Source organism: Micromonospora sp. WMMD710 (assembly GCF_029626045.1).
In the GTDB taxonomy this organism is placed as follows: domain Bacteria; phylum Actinomycetota; class Actinomycetes; order Mycobacteriales; family Micromonosporaceae; genus Micromonospora.
In genome coordinates, this window is record NZ_JARUBD010000001.1 from 734,771 (window position 1) to 750,724 (window position 15,954).

10 protein-coding genes are annotated in these 15,954 nt (G+C 73.7%); 9 read left to right on the top strand and 1 reads right to left on the bottom strand.

Annotated elements, in window-relative coordinates; genetic code table 11:
* Nucleotides 1–49: 49 nt before the first annotated feature.
* The 4 genes from gltB to O7620_RS03555 all read left to right on the top strand — a co-directional run bounded on the left by gltB (nucleotide 50) and on the right by O7620_RS03555 (nucleotide 8,414).
* Nucleotides 50–4,753 (top strand): glutamate synthase large subunit, encoded by a 4,704-nt coding sequence (gltB, locus tag O7620_RS03540; protein WP_278121841.1) that lies wholly within the window; start codon nucleotides 50–52, stop codon nucleotides 4,751–4,753.
* Complete coding sequence (locus O7620_RS03545; protein WP_151492236.1) at nucleotides 4,746–6,281, top strand: glutamate synthase subunit beta; 1,536 nt, start codon at nucleotides 4,746–4,748, stop codon at nucleotides 6,279–6,281. The genes gltB and O7620_RS03545 overlap by 8 nt, the downstream gene beginning before the upstream one ends.
* Before the next feature lie 170 nt (nucleotides 6,282–6,451).
* Entirely contained in the window at nucleotides 6,452–7,840 is a 1,389-nt protein-coding gene (locus tag O7620_RS03550; RefSeq protein ID WP_278121842.1) for an MFS transporter, read from the top strand.
* A gap of 58 nt (nucleotides 7,841–7,898) precedes the next feature.
* Complete coding sequence (locus O7620_RS03555; RefSeq protein ID WP_278121843.1) at nucleotides 7,899–8,414, top strand: hypothetical protein; 516 nt, start codon at nucleotides 7,899–7,901, stop codon at nucleotides 8,412–8,414.
* Nucleotides 8,415–8,651: 237 nt separating this feature from the next.
* Here O7620_RS03555 and O7620_RS03560 read toward each other — a convergent pair whose 3' ends face one another.
* Nucleotides 8,652–10,184, bottom strand: a complete 1,533-nt coding sequence (locus tag O7620_RS03560; RefSeq protein WP_278121844.1) for a M1 family metallopeptidase — start codon at nucleotides 10,182–10,184, stop codon at nucleotides 8,652–8,654.
* 199 nt (nucleotides 10,185–10,383) lie between these two features.
* Between O7620_RS03560 and O7620_RS03565 the strand changes: the two genes are divergently transcribed.
* From O7620_RS03565 to O7620_RS03585, 5 genes are all read left to right on the top strand, one after another.
* Complete coding sequence (locus O7620_RS03565) at nucleotides 10,384–11,181, top strand: SGNH/GDSL hydrolase family protein (protein WP_278121845.1); 798 nt, start codon at nucleotides 10,384–10,386, stop codon at nucleotides 11,179–11,181.
* 141 nt (nucleotides 11,182–11,322) lie between these two features.
* Nucleotides 11,323–13,854 carry an FtsK/SpoIIIE domain-containing protein gene (locus O7620_RS03570; RefSeq protein WP_278121846.1) on the top strand — a complete coding sequence of 844 codons (2,532 nt, stop codon included), beginning with the start codon at nucleotides 11,323–11,325 and terminating at the stop codon, nucleotides 13,852–13,854.
* 2 nt (nucleotides 13,855–13,856) lie between these two features.
* A complete protein-coding gene (locus O7620_RS03575) occupies nucleotides 13,857–14,672 on the top strand; it encodes a hypothetical protein (RefSeq protein WP_278121847.1) in 816 nt (271 codons plus the stop codon).
* A 283-nt stretch (nucleotides 14,673–14,955) separates the two neighbouring features.
* A complete protein-coding gene (locus O7620_RS03580) occupies nucleotides 14,956–15,639 on the top strand; it encodes a hypothetical protein (RefSeq protein ID WP_278121848.1) in 684 nt (227 codons plus the stop codon).
* 50 nt (nucleotides 15,640–15,689) lie between these two features.
* Nucleotides 15,690–15,953: a DUF6244 family protein gene (locus O7620_RS03585; RefSeq protein WP_203175910.1), complete on the top strand. Its 264-nt coding sequence runs from the start codon at nucleotides 15,690–15,692 to the stop codon at nucleotides 15,951–15,953.
* Nucleotide 15,954: the final 1 nt, after the last annotated feature.

A 15,954-nucleotide genomic window follows, 5' to 3' on the forward strand; every position in this document is an offset into this window, starting at 1 on the left:
CCGACGTCGTCCCCACCATGATCCAACCTGAGTGACGACAGGAGGCCCGGTGGCTCAGCCGTACGCGGAATCGACACAGCCGCACCCGCACAGCCCGCAGGCGTCCCTTACGCCCGGCCCCCGCCCGCCCGCCCAGGGTCTCTACGACCCGGCGCAGGAGCACGACGCCTGCGGGGTGGCCTTCGTGGCGGATCTGCACGGCCGGCGCTCGCACGCGGTCGTCGCCAACGGGCTCGGCGCGCTGTGCCGCCTGGACCACCGGGGTGCCCGGGGCGCGGAACCCAACACCGGTGACGGCGCCGGCATCATGATCCAGGTCCCGGACGCGTTCCTGCGCGCGGTGGCCGACGTCGCGTTGCCCCCGGCCGGTGAGTACGCCACCGGTCTGGTCTTCCTCCCCGACGACGACGCCGCCGAGGCGCGCGCCCGTCGTGTCGTCGAGAAGTACGCGCTGGTCGAGGGTGCCGATCTGCTCGGTTGGCGGGACGTGCCGGTCGACCCGGACGGGCTCGGCGAGACCGCCCTGGCGGCGATGCCCCGGGTTCGGCAGGTCTTCGTGGCCGCGCGTCGGCTCACCGACTCACCCGCCGGCCCGGCCGGTTCCGCGCTGAGCGGCATCGAGCTGGACCGGGTGGCGTTCTGCCTGCGCAAGCAGGCCGAGCGGGAGACCGCCGAGCGGGGCGTGCCGGCGTACTTCCCGTCGCTGTCCAGCCGCACGATGGTCTACAAGGGGATGCTCACCCCCGACCAGCTGCCGGCGTTCTACCCGGATCTGCGCGACGAGCGGGTGGACAGCGCCATCGCGCTGGTGCACTCCCGCTTCTCCACCAACACGTTCCCGTCCTGGCCGCTGGCGCACCCGTACCGGTTCATCGCCCACAACGGCGAGATCAACACGATTCGTGGCAACCGCAACTGGATGCAGGCGCGCGAGGCGCTGCTGCGGTCGCCGAACGTGCCGGGCAACATCCGGCGGGTCTTTCCGGTGTGCACCCCGGGCGCCTCCGACTCGGCGAACTTCGACGAGGTGCTGGAGCTGCTGCACCTGGCGGGGCGGAGCCTGCCGCACGCCGTGCTCATGATGATCCCCGAGGCGTGGGAGAACGACCCCGGCATGCGGCCGGACAAGCGGGCGTTCTACCGCTTCCACGCCAGCCTGATGGAGCCGTGGGACGGGCCGGCGTCGGTGGCGTTCACCGACGGCGAGATCGTCGGCGCGGTGCTGGACCGCAACGGGCTGCGCCCGGGTCGCTGGTGGCAGACCGACGACGGCCTCGTCGTGCTGGGCTCCGAGGCGGGCGTGCTCGACCTCGATCCGGCCCACGTGGTCGCCAAGGGCCGCCTGCAGCCGGGCCGGATGTTCCTGGTCGACACCGTCGCCGGTCGGATCGTGCACGACGACGAGATCAAGTCCGAGTTGGCCGCCGCGCAGCCGTACGCCGAGTGGCTGCACGCCGGTCTGATCGAGCTGGACGACCTGCCGGCCCGTGAGCACACCGTCTACACCCACGACTCGGTGCGCCGCCGCCAGCAGACCTTCGGTTACACGCAGGAGGAGTTGAAGATCCTGCTCGCGCCGATGGCGCGTACCGGCGCGGAGCCGCTGGGCTCGATGGGCACGGACACCCCGATCGCGCCGCTGTCCACCCGGCCGCGGCTGCTCTACGACTACTTCCACCAGCTCTTCGCCCAGGTCACCAACCCGCCGTTGGACGCCATCCGCGAGGAGTTGGTGACCAGCCTGGCGTCGACCATCGGGCCGGAGGGCAACCTGCTCGACCCGGGTGCGGCGAGCTGCCGGCAGATCGTGCTGCCGCACCCGATCATCGACAACGACGAGCTGGCCAAGATCCTCTCCATCGACGAGGACGGCGACCTGCCCGGCTTCAAGGCGGTCCGGGTCTCCGGGCTGTACCGGATCCGGGAGGGTGCCGCCGGGATCAAGGCGCGGCTGACCGAGATCTGCCGGCACGTGTCCGAGGCGATCGAGGACGGCGTCCGCATCCTGGTGCTCTCCGACCGGGACTCCAACGCCGACCTGGCGCCGATCCCGTCGCTGCTGCTCACCGCCGCCGTGCACCAGCACCTGGTGCGGGAGCAGACCCGCACCCAGGCGGCGCTGATCGTGGAGTCCGGCGACTGCCGGGAGGTGCACCACGCGGCGGTCCTGATCGGCTACGGCGCGGCGGCGGTCAACCCGTACCTGGCGTTCGAGTCGGTCGAGGACATGGTCGCCACGGGCGCGCTGCCGGGCGTGGAGCCGGCCGCCGCGGTGCGCAACTACGCGAAGGCGCTCGGCAAGGGCGTCCTGAAGATCATGTCGAAGATGGGCATCTCGACGGTCTCGTCGTACTGCGGGGCGCAGGTCTTCGAGGCGGTCGGCCTGGACACCCGGCTGATCGACCGCTACTTCCGGGGCACGCCCAGCCGGATCGGCGGGGTGGGGCTGGCCGGCGTGCACACCGAGGTGGCCGCCCGGCACGCGCTGGCCTGGCCGCCGGCGGGTGCCGCCGACTCCGACCGGCTGGAGGTCGGCGGCGAGTACCAGTGGCGCCGTGAGGGTGAGCTGCACCTGTTCAACCCGGAGACGGTGTTTTTGCTGCAGCACGCCACCCGCAGCCGCCAGTACGACGTGTTCCGGCAGTACACCGCGAAGGTCGACGCGCTCGCGGCGCAGGCCGGTTCGCTGCGCGGGCTGTTCACGCTGCGTACCGGGGTCCGCCCGGCGGTCCCTCTCGACGAGGTCGAGCCGGCCACCGAGATCGTCAAGCGGTTCGCCACCGGCGCCATGTCGTACGGGTCGATCTCCGCCGAGGCGCACGAGACCCTCGCGGTCGCCATGAACCGCCTCGGCGGCAAGTCCAACACCGGCGAGGGCGGCGAGGACGTCGAGCGGCTGCACGACCCGGCCCGCCGCTCGGCGGTCAAGCAGATCGCCAGCGGCCGGTTCGGCGTGACGAGCGAATACCTGGTCAACGCCGATGACCTGCAGATCAAGATGGCGCAGGGCGCGAAGCCCGGCGAGGGCGGCCAGCTGCCCGGCAACAAGGTCTGGCCGTGGATCGCCCGGACCAGGCATGCCACGCCGGGCGTCGGCCTGATCTCACCGCCGCCGCACCACGACATCTACTCCATCGAGGACCTGGCGCAGCTCGTCCACGACCTGAAGTGCGTCAATCCGGCCGCCCGCGTGCATGTCAAGCTCGTCAGCGAGGTCGGCGTCGGCACGGTCGCCGCCGGCGTGGCGAAGCTGAAGGCCGACGTCATCCTCATCTCCGGTCACGACGGCGGCACGGGCGCGTCCCCCCTGAACTCGCTCAAGCACGCCGGCACCCCGTGGGAGCTGGGGCTGGCCGAGGCCCAGCAGACGCTGCTGCTCAACAAGCTGCGCGACCGGGTCACCGTGCAGGTCGACGGTCAGCTCAAGACCGGCCGCGACGTGCTGATCGCGGCGCTGCTCGGTGCGGAGGAGTTCGGCTTCGCGACCGCGCCGCTGATCGTCGCCGGCTGCGTGATGATGCGGGTGTGCCATCTGGACACCTGCCCGGTCGGCATCGCCACCCAGAACCCGGTGCTGCGGGAGCGGTTCACCGGCACCCCGGAGTTCGTCGAGAACTTCTTCCTGTTCCTCGCCGAGGAGGTCCGGGGCTACCTGGCCGAGCTGGGCTTCCGGTCCATCGAGGAGGCGATCGGGCAGTCCGAACTGCTCGACGTCGCCCCGGCGGTGACGCACTGGAAGGCCAACGGGCTCGACCTGGCGCCCGTCCTGCACCTGCCCGAGCTGCCCGCCGGCACCGTCCGGCGCGGGGTCCGCGCGCAGGACCACGGGCTGGAGCACGCTCTGGACAACGAGCTGATCGCGCTGGCCCGTCCGGCGCTGACCACCGGCGCGCCGGTGCGGGTCGAGGTGGCGGTGCGCAACGAGCACCGCAGCGTCGGCGCGATGCTCGGCGGTGAGGTGACCCGCCGCTTCGGCGGTGCCGGCCTTCCCGAGGACACCATCGAGTTCGTGCTGCACGGCACGGCCGGGCAGTCGTTCGGCGCGTTCCTGCCGCGCGGGGTGACCCTGCGGCTGCACGGCGACGCCAACGACTACGTGGGCAAGGGCCTCTCCGGTGGTCGGATCATCGTCCGCCCGGACGCCGCCGCGCCGTTCCTCGACCCGGACGCCGAGCCGGGTCAGCGGGCCGAGGATCAGATCATCGCGGGCAACACCATCCTGTACGGGGCCACCGCGGGCGAGGTGTTCCTGCGCGGCCGGGTGGGGGAGCGGTTCGCGGTGCGCAACTCCGGCGCGGTCGCCGTCGTCGAGGGCGTCGGTGACCACGGCTGCGAGTACATGACCGGGGGCACGGTGGTGGTGCTCGGCGCGACCGGCCGCAACTTCGCTGCCGGCATGTCCGGCGGTACGGCGTTCGTGCACCACCTGGACCGCTCCCGCGTCAACGCGGAGCTGGTCGACCTGGCGCCGTTGGGCGAGCAGGAGCAGGCGTCGCTGCACGAGCTGGTCCAGCGGCACGTGGCCGAGACCGGGTCGGCGGTCGCCGAGGAGCTGCTCAAGCGCTGGCCGGAGGCGGTCGGCGAGTTCACTGCCGTGGTGCCCCGCGACTACCGCCGGGTGCTGGAGATCATGAGGGCCGCCGAAGCCGCCGGCCGTGACGTCGACGACGCGGTGATGAGCGCGCTCAGCGCACCCGCCGCACCGGTGCCGCCCGCCCCGCGGGTGGCGGCCCAGGAGGTGGCACGTGCCTGACCCGAACGGTTTCCTGCGCTACGACCGGCAGCTGCCGGCCCGCCGCCCGGTGCCGGTGCGGATCAGCGACTGGCGTGAGGTGTACCCGCCGGCCGGCGAGCAACTCGTCCGCGAGCAGGCCACCCGCTGCATGGACTGCGGCATCCCGTTCTGCCACGACGGTTGCCCGCTGGGCAACCGCATCCCGGATTGGAACGACCTGGTCCGGACCGGCAGCTGGGACGCCGCGGTGGAGTCGCTGCACGCCACCAACAACTTCCCGGAGTTCACCGGCCGGCTCTGCCCGGCGCCCTGCGAGGCGGCCTGTGTGCTGGGCATCGCCGGCGGCCAGCCGGTGACCATCAAGCAGGTCGAGGTGGAGATCGCCGACGCCGCCGCGGCGCGCGGGTTCACCCCGCGCCCGGTGCCGGCCCCGTCCGGCCGGTCGGTGGCCGTCGTCGGTTCCGGGCCCGCCGGCCTCGCCGCCGCCCAGCAGCTGGCCCGCGCCGGTCACGCGGTGACGGTGTACGAGCGCGACGACGCGATCGGCGGCCTGCTCCGGTACGGCATCCCCGACTTCAAGTTGGAGAAGCGGCACATCGACGCCCGGCTGGCCCAGCTCGCCGCCGAGGGGGTGCGCTTCCGCACCGGGGTGAACGTCGGGGTGGACGTCACCGCCGAGCAGTTGCGCGCCGAGCACGACGCGGTGCTGCTGGCCTGCGGCGCGTTGCAGGGCCGGGACACTCCGGAGACCCCGGGTCGGGCGCTTCGGGGCGTACACCAGGCGATGGCGCACCTGGTCGCGGCCAACCGCGCGGTCGCCACGGCGGCCACCGACGAGCCGGGCGTCGCGGTGACCGGCGAGGGCCGGCTCGGGCGGGCGGTGCTGCCGGACGGCACCCCGATCGACGCGGCCGGCAAGCACGTGGTGATCATCGGTGGTGGTGACACCGCGGCCGACTGCCTCGGCGTCGCGCACCGCCAGGGTGCGGCCGGCGTGCACCAGCTCGACCTGTACCCGCAGCCGCCGCGGGAGCGCGACGAGGAACGGGATCCGTGGCCGACGTGGCCGTGGATCCTGCGCAGCTATCCGGCGCACGAGGAGGGCGGCGAGCGGGTCTTCGCCGTGGCGGTGCAGGAGTTCGTGGACGACGGCACCGGGCAGGTGCGGGCCGTGCGGATCGCCGAGGTGACCGTGGAGAAGCGTGACGGCCGGCGGGTCGTCACCGTCGTGCCGGGTTCCGAGCGGGAGCTGCCGGCGGATCTGGTGCTGTTGGCGATCGGGTTCGAGGGCACCGAGCAGCAGCCGCTGCTGGCGCAGTTCGGGGTGACCCGGAATCCTCGGGGCGCGGTCGATGCCCGCGACGACTGGCAGACCGACGCCGACGGGGTCTTCGTCGCCGGTGACATGCACCGGGGTGCCTCGCTGATCGTCTGGGCCATCGCCGAGGGCCGCGCGGCGGCCGCGGCGATCCACAGCCACCTGGGCGGTGCCGGGGCGCTGCCGGCGCCGGTCGGCCCGGCCGCGCAGGCGCTCGCCGTTCGCTGACCCGAGAACGTCCGGCCGGTGCGGCGGTCGCTGCCGCCCGGCCGGACATTCCGCTGGTGAAGCCGCTCACAAATATGGGCAAACACGTTTGAGCAGGCAAGACTTGTTGGCTGCCGAACCGCGCCGCGATCGGCATGACTGCTCATGCCGCCGATCGCTGGAGGTTCGTCGTGGCCACGGGTGCCACCTTCGCCGCGCTGCGCCACCGCAACTACCGGATCTGGGCGCTCGCCGGGTTCGTCTCCGTCATCGGGACCTGGATGCAGGTCCTCGGGGTCAACTGGTACGTGCTGAAGGAGACCGGGTCGGCGACCTCGATGGGCTTCGCCGTGCTGCTCCAGGCGGCGCCCACGCTGCTGCTCAGCGTCTGGGGCGGCGTGCTGGCCGACCGCCTGCCCGCCCGTCCGCTGCTGATCGCCGCCCAGGTGGCTCACGCGGCGCTCGCCGCGGGGCTGGCGGTGGTCGCCCTGACCGGGGTCGGTGACCTACCGCTGATCTTCGCGATCTCCCTGGCCAGCGGTGCCGTCTCGGCGGTCGAGGGCCCGGTGATGGGCCGCTGGTCCTCGACGCTGGTGGACCGGGAGACGCTGGGCAACGCCCTCGCGCTCGGTTCGCTCACCAACTCCGCCGGACGCATCCTCGGCATGAGCCTCGGCGCCATCGTGGTCGCCGCCGTCGGCCCCGCGCTGCTCTTCGGCATCAACGCGGCGAGTTTCGCGGCCGTGGTGGTGGCGCTGTTCGCCGTACGGCCGGGTGCCCTTCCCGCCCGGGCCGCGCCGGGCGGTGGCCGGGTGCACGACGGCGTGCGGGCCGGGTTCGCCTATCTGCGCGGGCAGCCGGTGCTGCTCCTCGCGCTCGCCCTGTCGTTCGTGCTCGGCAGCCTCGGCCGCAACTACCAGGTGACGATGGCCGCCATGAGCGACGGACCGCTGAACGCCGGCGCGTCCGGCTACGGACTGCTGTCGACGGTGTTCGCGGTGGGGACGGTGGTGGGTGCGCTCGTCGCGGCCCGCCGCCGCTCGCTGGGCTACGGGACGCTGGTCGGTGCCGGTCTGCTGGCCAGCGGCCTGCAGATCGTCGCGGGTCTCGCACCGGGTGCGTGGAGTTTCGCCGCGGTGATCCTGCCGATCGCCGCCGCCGCGGTCGTCATCGACACCACCGTCGGCACCCGCGCCCAACTCGACACCGACGGCGCGATGCGCGGCCGGGTGCTCGCCGCGCTCGCCGTCACCGGCTCGGTCTCCGCCGCGGTCGGCGCGCCGCTGCTCGGCTGGCTGGCCGAGCACGCCGGGCCGCGGCAGACGCTCGTCCTGGCCGGATCCGTCGCGGCCATCGCCACCACGGCGGCGGCGGTCGCCCTGGACCGGCAGCGCGGCCGGTCGGCCACCCTCACGCTTGTCGTCCCGCAGCCGCGCCATCCGGTACGGCGGGCGGCGTTCCGAGCCGCCCGCATCGTCCGGCCCACCGGGGCGGTGTGTGTCGTCGCGCCGGCCGGCCCGGGTGTGGGCGCGACCCGGCTGGGGGAGTTGGCCACGGCCGGTCCGGCGCCCAGCCGCTGAGACAGCGGTCACCGTCCGCGGGACCAACCGGCACGAAGATCATCGTTACGCTGCGATCATGGACATCGAGGAGCGGCTTCGGCGAACCCGCCGGTGGCTGTGGGTCGTGCTGGTCGGGCTCTTTCTGAGCGGGGTGACCGCGTTCCCGCTGGAGATCGAGGTGCGCTGGCTGCTGCGCGCCCTGGAACCGTTCGCCGCCCAGTTGCCGGCGCTGGTCGACTGGATCCAGCGGGTGCACACCGGGCTCGTGACGGCCGGCGAGGACTACCCGTTCCTGCTCTACGGCACCGACTGGCTGGCCTTCGCCCACCTGGTGCTGGCGGTGGCGTTCTGGGGGCCGCTGCGCGACCCGGTACGCAACGTCTGGGTGGTGCAGGTCGGCATGATCGCCTGCGCGGGCATCGTCCCGCTGGCGCTGATCTGCGGCCCGGTCCGGGATATCCCGTGGTTCTGGACGCTCATCGACCTGTCCTTCGCGGTCGGGGCGTTCCCGCCGCTCTGGTTCGCCTACCGGCACATCCGCGCCGTCGAGGCGAGCACGACCGCGGCGACAGGTGTCCCAGCGACTCCGTGATCGGGCCCGTCCAGGTTCTCGATCGGGTGAGTGCAACCCCGACGGCGCCTGTAGAGCTGCCCCAGATATGGGGCACCGTCATCGCCCCATATCTGGGGCAGCTCTACAGCCGAGCACTGGAGTGGTCGGTCGTCGATCCGCGTCCCAAGAGAACAGCGGGACGCCGCGGAGACGGGCGCTGGCGACCGGAAGGGCCCGCCGCATCGGCGACGGGCCCTTCCAGTCCACACCGGATCCCTAGTGGGACATCAGCTCGTGCGCCTCGCGGATCCTGGCCCAGGATTTGGGCTCGGCCGGCGGGGCGGCCTTGCGCGCGGCGCTGGCCACGTCCGGCCGGCCCGCGGTGAACAACCAGGTGTTGAACAGGTCGTCCAGGTCCAGTCCGGAGATCCGCTCGGCGAGCGCCAGGAACTGCTCGATGGTGCCGTTGCCGTACCGGTGCTCGGCGGTCCACGCGGGCAGGATCTCGAAGAACGCGTCGTCGCCGACGGCCAGGCGCAACTGGTGCAGGGTCATCGCGCCCCGGTCGTAGACGGCGTCGTCGAAGACCCGACCGGCACCCGGGTCACCGGGCAGCACCTGCCAGAACTCGTCGTCGGCCGGGTAGCTGGCGTAGGTGAAGTCGAAGACCTCCTGGGCGGTGCCCTCGTCCTGCTCCTCCGACCACAGCCACTCGGCGTACGAGGCGAAGCCCTCGTTGAGCCAGATGTTGCGCCAGTCGGCCACCGAGACCGAGTCGCCGAACCACTGGTGGGCGTTCTCGTGCGCCACCACGTACGTGTTGGCGCCGCGCCGCCAGAAGCCCGGGCCGTACACCGGTCGGGTCTGCGTCTCCAGCGCGAAGCCGATGCCGTCCACCGGCCCGGCCACGCCACCCTGTGCCTCGAACGGGTACGGGCCGAAGATCCCGCTCTCCCAGTCGACGATCTCGGCGGTCCGCTCGATGCTGGCCCGCGCGGCCGGGCCGAGCGCGCCCAGCGAGGTGCTGTACGCGTTGACCACCGGCTGGCCGCTCGGCGTGGTGTCGGTGACGATGTCGTACTGGCCGATGGCCATGAAGGCCAGGTAGGTGGCGGTGGGGGAGGTGGTTCGCCAGATCCACCGGGTGCGGTTGCCGGCTTCGGCCAGCGGCGGCCGGGGCTGCACGCCGTTGCTGATCACCTCGACGCCGGTGGGCACCGACACCGAGATGTCGAATGTGGCCTTGTCCAGTGGGTGGTCGTTGCTCGGGAACCACCACCACGCCGACTCGGGCTCGTTGACCGCGAGCGCGCCGTCGTCGGTACGCGTCCAGCCGGTGTAGCCGCCGACCAGGGTCTCCGACGGGATGCCGGCGTAGCGCACCACGATGGTGAGCTGCTCACCCCGGGTGATGGTGCGGGCCGGCGTGACCACCAGCTCGTGCACACCCGCGGTGCTGGTGGTCGCCGCCCAGCCGTTGACCCGTACCGATTCGACGTCGAGCAGGAAGTCCAGGTTGAACGCCGAGAGATCCTGCGTGGCGGTGGCGAGGATGGTGGTGGTGCCGGTGAGCCGGTCGGTGGCCGGGTCGTAGCGCAGCCGCACGTCGTAGTGCTCGACGTCGTAGCCGCCGTTGCCGTAGTCGGGGAAGTAGCTGTCGCCCAGGCCGGGCGCGCCGGGTTGCGGCGCCACGGTGACGATGGGTCGGCCCCAGCCTGTCGGGGCGGCCTGGGCGGGGGTGCCGGCGAGCATGGTGCCGGCGGTGGTGAGGGTCAGGGCGGCGGTGGCCGCCGCGAGGACTCGTCGCACGAGGTGGACTCCCTCCATCGGGTGTACGCCTCGCCAACCTAATCGACAACGGTGAACCTCGCCGCCCGCCTGCCGGTCCGGCCACCTATTCCAATGATCTAAATGTTTCGATAGCATTACCGCCTGGTAACAACCGTTCCACCCCTGGCCACGCGCGCGGTCGCAGGATCCCACCACCCCTGCCCTGTGGAGGTCCGTCATGCCCCACCGCCCGCTGGCCCGCGCCCTTGCCGCGCTGGTCGCCGTGTTCACCGCCGCCCTCGGCGCGGTGCTCGTCCCCGGCACCGCCCAGGCCGCCGCCGTCAACTACGTCGCGCTCGGCGACTCGTACTCCTCCGGTGTCGGCGCCGGCCCGTACGACTGGTCCGGTTGCCTGCGCAGCCAGAAGTCGTACGCCCCGCTCTGGGCGGCCGCCCACGGCGTGACCAGCTTCAGCTTCCCGGCGTGCGGCGGCGCGGTCACCGCCGACGTGCTCAACGACCAGGTCAACGCGCTCAGCGCCAGCACCACCCTGGTCACCATCACCATCGGCGGTAACGACGCCGGCTTCGTCGACGTGATCACCAGTTGCCGGTTCGGCAGCACCACGTCCTGCACCAACGCCGTCAACACCGCCAAGGCGTTCGCCACCACGACGCTGCCCGGCCGGCTCGACGCCACGTACGCCGCCATCCGCACCCGGGCACCCAACGCCCGCCTCGTCGTGCTCGGCTACCCGCGACTGTTCGAGACGACGTCCTGCGGCTGGCTGGCGATGAGCACCTACAAGCGCACCATCCTCAACGAGGCCGCCGACGTGCTCGCCTCGGTCACCGCCAGCCGGGCCGGGGCGGCCGGCGCCACCTTCGCCGACACCCGCCCCTACTTCGCCGGGCACGGCGTCTGCGCCGGCGACCCCTGGATCCGTGACGTCAGCGGGGTCATCGAGGCGTACCACCCGGACGCCGACGGCTACCGCTACGGCTACCTGCCGGCGCTGAACGCCGTCACCGGCTGACCCGCACCACCCCGCGTCGGCGGCCGACGGTCCACAGCGGGCCGTCGGCCGCCGCACCCCGAACGCGCGGGTCGGTACTGTCCCGGTGTCACCGGTGTCCGTTAGGGTTTCCGCGAACCGGACAGCCGTGGGAGGCACAGCGTGGGCAGGCTCGCGTCGGCGTACGGGCAGGCGGTCACCGCCCACCGGGCGGCTCGCGCGCACCTGGACAGCGCACGGGGAGCGCTTGGCGCCGCCCGGGCACCCGCCGCGCCGGTCGGCGCCGGTGACCTGGTCGATCGGCTGGCCCGCCTCGGTGCCGCGCTGGCCACCCCCACCCCGGGCGCCACCGCGCTCACCGACGCGCCGACGGCGGTGCGGATCGGCGAGGCGTCCACAGCCAACGGTGGTTTCCCCGTCCTGGTGCCGCTCGGCGGCGGCCACCACCTCGCCCTGGACACCGACGCCCGGGACTCCCGGGTCGCCGCGCTGCTGCGGGCGCTGGTGCTGCGACTGGTCGCCACCGCGCCGGCCGGGCAGGTCCGCGTCGCCGGCATCGACACCGCCGCACTGGGTGCCACCTTCGGTCCGCTGCGTCCGCTGCTCGACGCCGGGGTGCTCGACCCGCCGGCCACCGGCGAGGCCGAGGTGACCGCACTGCTGGACGCCGCCGAGCGGCACGCCCGCGCGGCGCAGCACGCCGAGCCCGCCGCCCGGCACCTGCTGGTGGTCGTCGCCACCGCCGCACCGGCGCCGCGCGAGCTGGCCCGGCTCGCCGCGCTCACCCACGCCGGCCCGGCCGCCGCCGTCTGCGTGCTGCTCGCCGGCCACCCGTCCCGGCTGCCCGGCGAGACCGCGCCGCCGCTGGGCGGCACCACCGCGATCCGGCTCAACCAGGGGTACGCGTCCGTCGGCGACCCGCCCGGCACCCCGTTCAGCGCCGACGGCAGCGGCCTCGCCGCACCCGTGCTGCTCGACGGCGACCCACCGCCGGCGTCCGTGCGCGCCCTCGCCGAGCACCTGGGCGCCGCCGCCCGCCGCACCGACGCGCTGCCCTTCACCGAGCTGCTGCCCGAGCGGCGCTGGGCCGAGTCGGCCGGCAACGGCCTGCGGACGGTCATCGGCCGGGCCGGCCGCGCCCCGCTGACCGTGGCCTTCGACGACGCCACGCCGCACTGGCTGGTCGGCGGTCGCACCGGCGCCGGCAAGACCGTCTTCCTCCTCGACGTGCTCTACGGGCTGGCCGCCCGCTACTCCCCGGCCGAGCTTCAGCTCTACCTGCTCGACTTCAAGGAGGGCGTCAGCTTCACCGAGTTCGTGCCCACCACACGGGACCCGTCCTGGCTGCCGCACGCCCGCGCCGTCGGCATCGAGTCCGACCGCGAGTACGGCCTCGCCGTGCTGCGCGAGCTCCGCCGGGAGGCGCAGCGCCGCGCCACCGCCCTCAAGCGACACGGCGTCACCAAACTCGCCGACCTACCGCGGGACAATCCGCTGCCGCGCATCGTGGCGGTCATCGACGAGTTCCACGTGCTGCTCGCCGGCAACGACGCGCTGGCCCGCGAGTCGGTCGACCTGCTGGAGGAGCTGGCGCGCAAGGGCCGCTCCTACGGCGTGCACCTGGTGCTGGCCAGCCAGAGCATGACCGGCATCGAGGCGCTCTACGGCCGCGCCGAGGCGATCTTCGGGCAGTTCGCGCTGCGGGTGGCGCTGCCCGGCGGCGGCGGGGTGCTCGACCAGCTCAACGACGCCGCCGCGGCCCTGCCGATCGGCTCCGCCGTGGTCAACACCGCCGCCGGCGCGGTCGGTGCCGACACCGTGCTGCGCTTCCCCGACGCGCACGCCGCCGCGGCGGATCTCGCCGCTCTGCGCCACGAGCTGTGGCAGGCCCGCCCGCCGGGCTCGCGAGCGCCGGCGGTCTTCAAGGGGTACGAGGCGGCGCGTGTCGAGGACGACCCCACCTTCGCCGGGCTGCGCCCCGGTGGCCGACGGCCGATGGCTCTGGTCGGCCGGACCGTCGACGTGCACGGCACCACCGCGCTGTTCCTGATGGACACCACTCCGGGCCGGCACCTCGCCGTCGTCGGCACCGCACCGACCGGAGCGGACGTGCTGCGCGCCGCGACGGTGAGCCTGGCCCGTCAGCACACCCCCGGCGACGCCCGCTTCCTGCTGGCCTCACTGGTCACCGCCGCCGACCCGGTCGCCGACGAGACCGACGCTCGGCTGCGGGCCGCCGGTCACCCGGTGCGCCGCGTCGACGCGGCCGGGCTGCGCGAGCGGATCGCCGGACTGGCCGGCGAGGCCGCCGGCCGCGAATACCTGGTGGTGTTCGGCATGGACGCCGCCGCGCCGGTGCTCGGCGCGGCCGACCCGGTCACGTTCCGCTCCGGCCTCGACGACCTGCGCACCCTGCTGCGCCAGGGCCCCGCTCAGGGGGTGCACCTGCTCGGGTGGTGGCGTGGCCTGCGCCGGCTCGCCGACGACCTCGGCGGCACCCAGAACCGCGACGACATCGCCTGCCTGGTCGCCCTCAACGTGCCCGGCACCGAGCTGGCGCTGCACCTCGGGGTCCACGACCTCGCCTACACGCCGCGCGCCGACCGGGCGCTGCTGGTCGACCGGCACGACCAGCGCACCAGGCTGATCGTGCCGTTCGCCGGCGACGGGCACGAACCGGACGGGGAGCGCTGACGGTGTCCTTCGAGGAGTACGCGGCGCTGGCCCGACAGCTCGCCGAGCAGCACCGGGCCGGCGAGCAACACGTCGCCGCCGAGTCCGAACGCCGCCGCGACCTGCACGCCGCCACCGACTCGCTGCACCAGCGGCTGACCGCCCAGGGGCACCGCCTCGACCAGCTCGGCCGCGCGATCGGCATCGACCAGCCACCACCCGGCTCGCCCTATGCGCCCGCAGGCGCCGCTGTCCCCGGGCCGCCCACCGCACCCGGACCGGGGGACGGCGGACCCGCCGGCGCGCCGGGGTGGGCGGGTATCGAGGCGTACCCCCAGGTGGCGGCGGGGGAGGCGCGGCTGGCGCTGCCGACGGCGGTGAGCCCGGCGGGCGCCGGGGTGCCGGCGCAGCGCGCGGTGGCGGTCGATCCGGCGGTGGAGCTGGAGCTGGCCCGCCGGATGGCCGACGAGGCCGACCGGCACGGGCATCAGGCGGAGCTGCTGGCCCAGCGGCCCCTGCTGCTGCCCACGTGGTCGCCGCTGGCCCGTGCGGTCGCCGTGTACGCCGGGTGCGGGGCCGCCGGCGGGGTGCTCGTGCTGACCTTGGTGCTCGCGTCCGGGGTGGGGCTGGTCGACGGCTTCACGCTCGGCGCGTGGATCTGCGCGGGGTTGCCGGCGGTGGCGTTCTTCGGTGGGTACCTGGTGCTGGGCCGCTGGGGCCGACCCGCCATCGTCGCCGGCACCCCGCCGCGGTACCTGCCGCTCGGGTTCCTGATCTGTTTCCTGCTGGTTCCGATGGCGTACTGCGCCTATCTGCTACTGGTCCGCGGCCTGCGCTGACCGGGGAATCCTGCTGAGGAGAGTGTCATGACCACCATCCACACCACGACCCCCGCCCCTCCGGTCGTCGCTCGCGACCGGAGCCGGGCCGGTCGGCGAGCAGCAGCACTGCCACTGACCGGCGGCACGCCCGGCACCGGACTCGCTCCACTGTGCTCACTCGCGTGCCGTAGTCTCGCGTCCCGAGCGGTACCGATCCGCACTCCGTCCTCGGGTGGCCGATGCTCGGGAACCTCGGATCTCGATGTCTCGCGAGCGGCAGGTCGAAAGGTTGGTCAGAGAATTGCAGGGACAGACGACTACCACCGTTGAGCCGCCGTCGGCGTGGGACCGGGCGGCCGGCTCGCCGGCACGCGCCGACGCTGCCGCGGGGGCGGCTACATCCCGCTCCGATCAGGAGTCGGGGCTGTCGGTCGTCGCGGCGTCACGGCAGGCCGGCCCCGGCGCGGTGGCCGCGGGGTTCGGGCTGATCGCCGCCGGCGCCGTCGCCGGCTGGATGATCTGGCGGAGCGGCGCCGCCGCCGCCAAGATCCAACCCAAGGACACCACGGCCGTCTTCCTCACCCTGCTGGTGTTCGCCGCGGCGGTCGAGCGGATCCTGGAACCGTTCTCGCGGTGGCTGCCGGGGCGCGCCGCCGAAGCCGCGTTGGCGCAGACGGTGACCGACGTGAACGGCCGCGTCGACGGCCCGACGGAGGCCGACCGTGCGGCGGTCACCACGGCCACGGCGGCGGTGGCGCAGGCGAAGGCCAACCGCACGATCGTCGCGTGGGGGCTCGCGAGTGGACTGGCAACCGTGGCGTCCAGCGCCGGCGGATTCTACGTGCTGCACGCGGTCGCGGGTTCCAACTGGAACGGGGTGGCGGTCTGGGTCGACGCCATTGTGACCGGTGTGATGGTCGGCAGCGGCACCAAACCGCTGCACGACCTGATCAACCGGGCGCAGAACGGGCCGCCGTCGGCCTAGAGCGCTATTGGAGAACCGGGACAGTATCTTCGACCACGGGGAGGGCCCGCGTGAGCGCAGCACAGATCATCGCGAGGTTGGCGGCGGCGTCGCAGAAGCTCGACGAGGCGAAGGCCAAGACCGCAGCCGCAGCGCAGGACGCGGCCGAGGCGCGGGCGCTCGTCGCCGGCGCGTTGGAGGGCGTGGCCGCCGGCCCGCTCATCGGCATGATCGACGCGTACCGGCAGGCTCTCGCGCAGGCGTCCCAGGGGGGCGAGCCGGCCAAGCAGCACGTCCAGGAGACCATCGCCAAGGTCCGAGCGCTGGGAAACTGAG

What these genes read in the sequence shown, in the direction of transcription:
- O7620_RS03555 (WP_278121843.1), top strand. Translation starts at nt 7,899, where the DNA reads ATGGACATCGAGGAGCGGCTTCGGCGAACCCGCCGGTGGCTGTGGGTC.
- O7620_RS03565 (WP_278121845.1), top strand. Translation starts at nt 10,384, where the DNA reads ATGCCCCACCGCCCGCTGGCCCGCGCCCTTGCCGCGCTGGTCGCCGTG.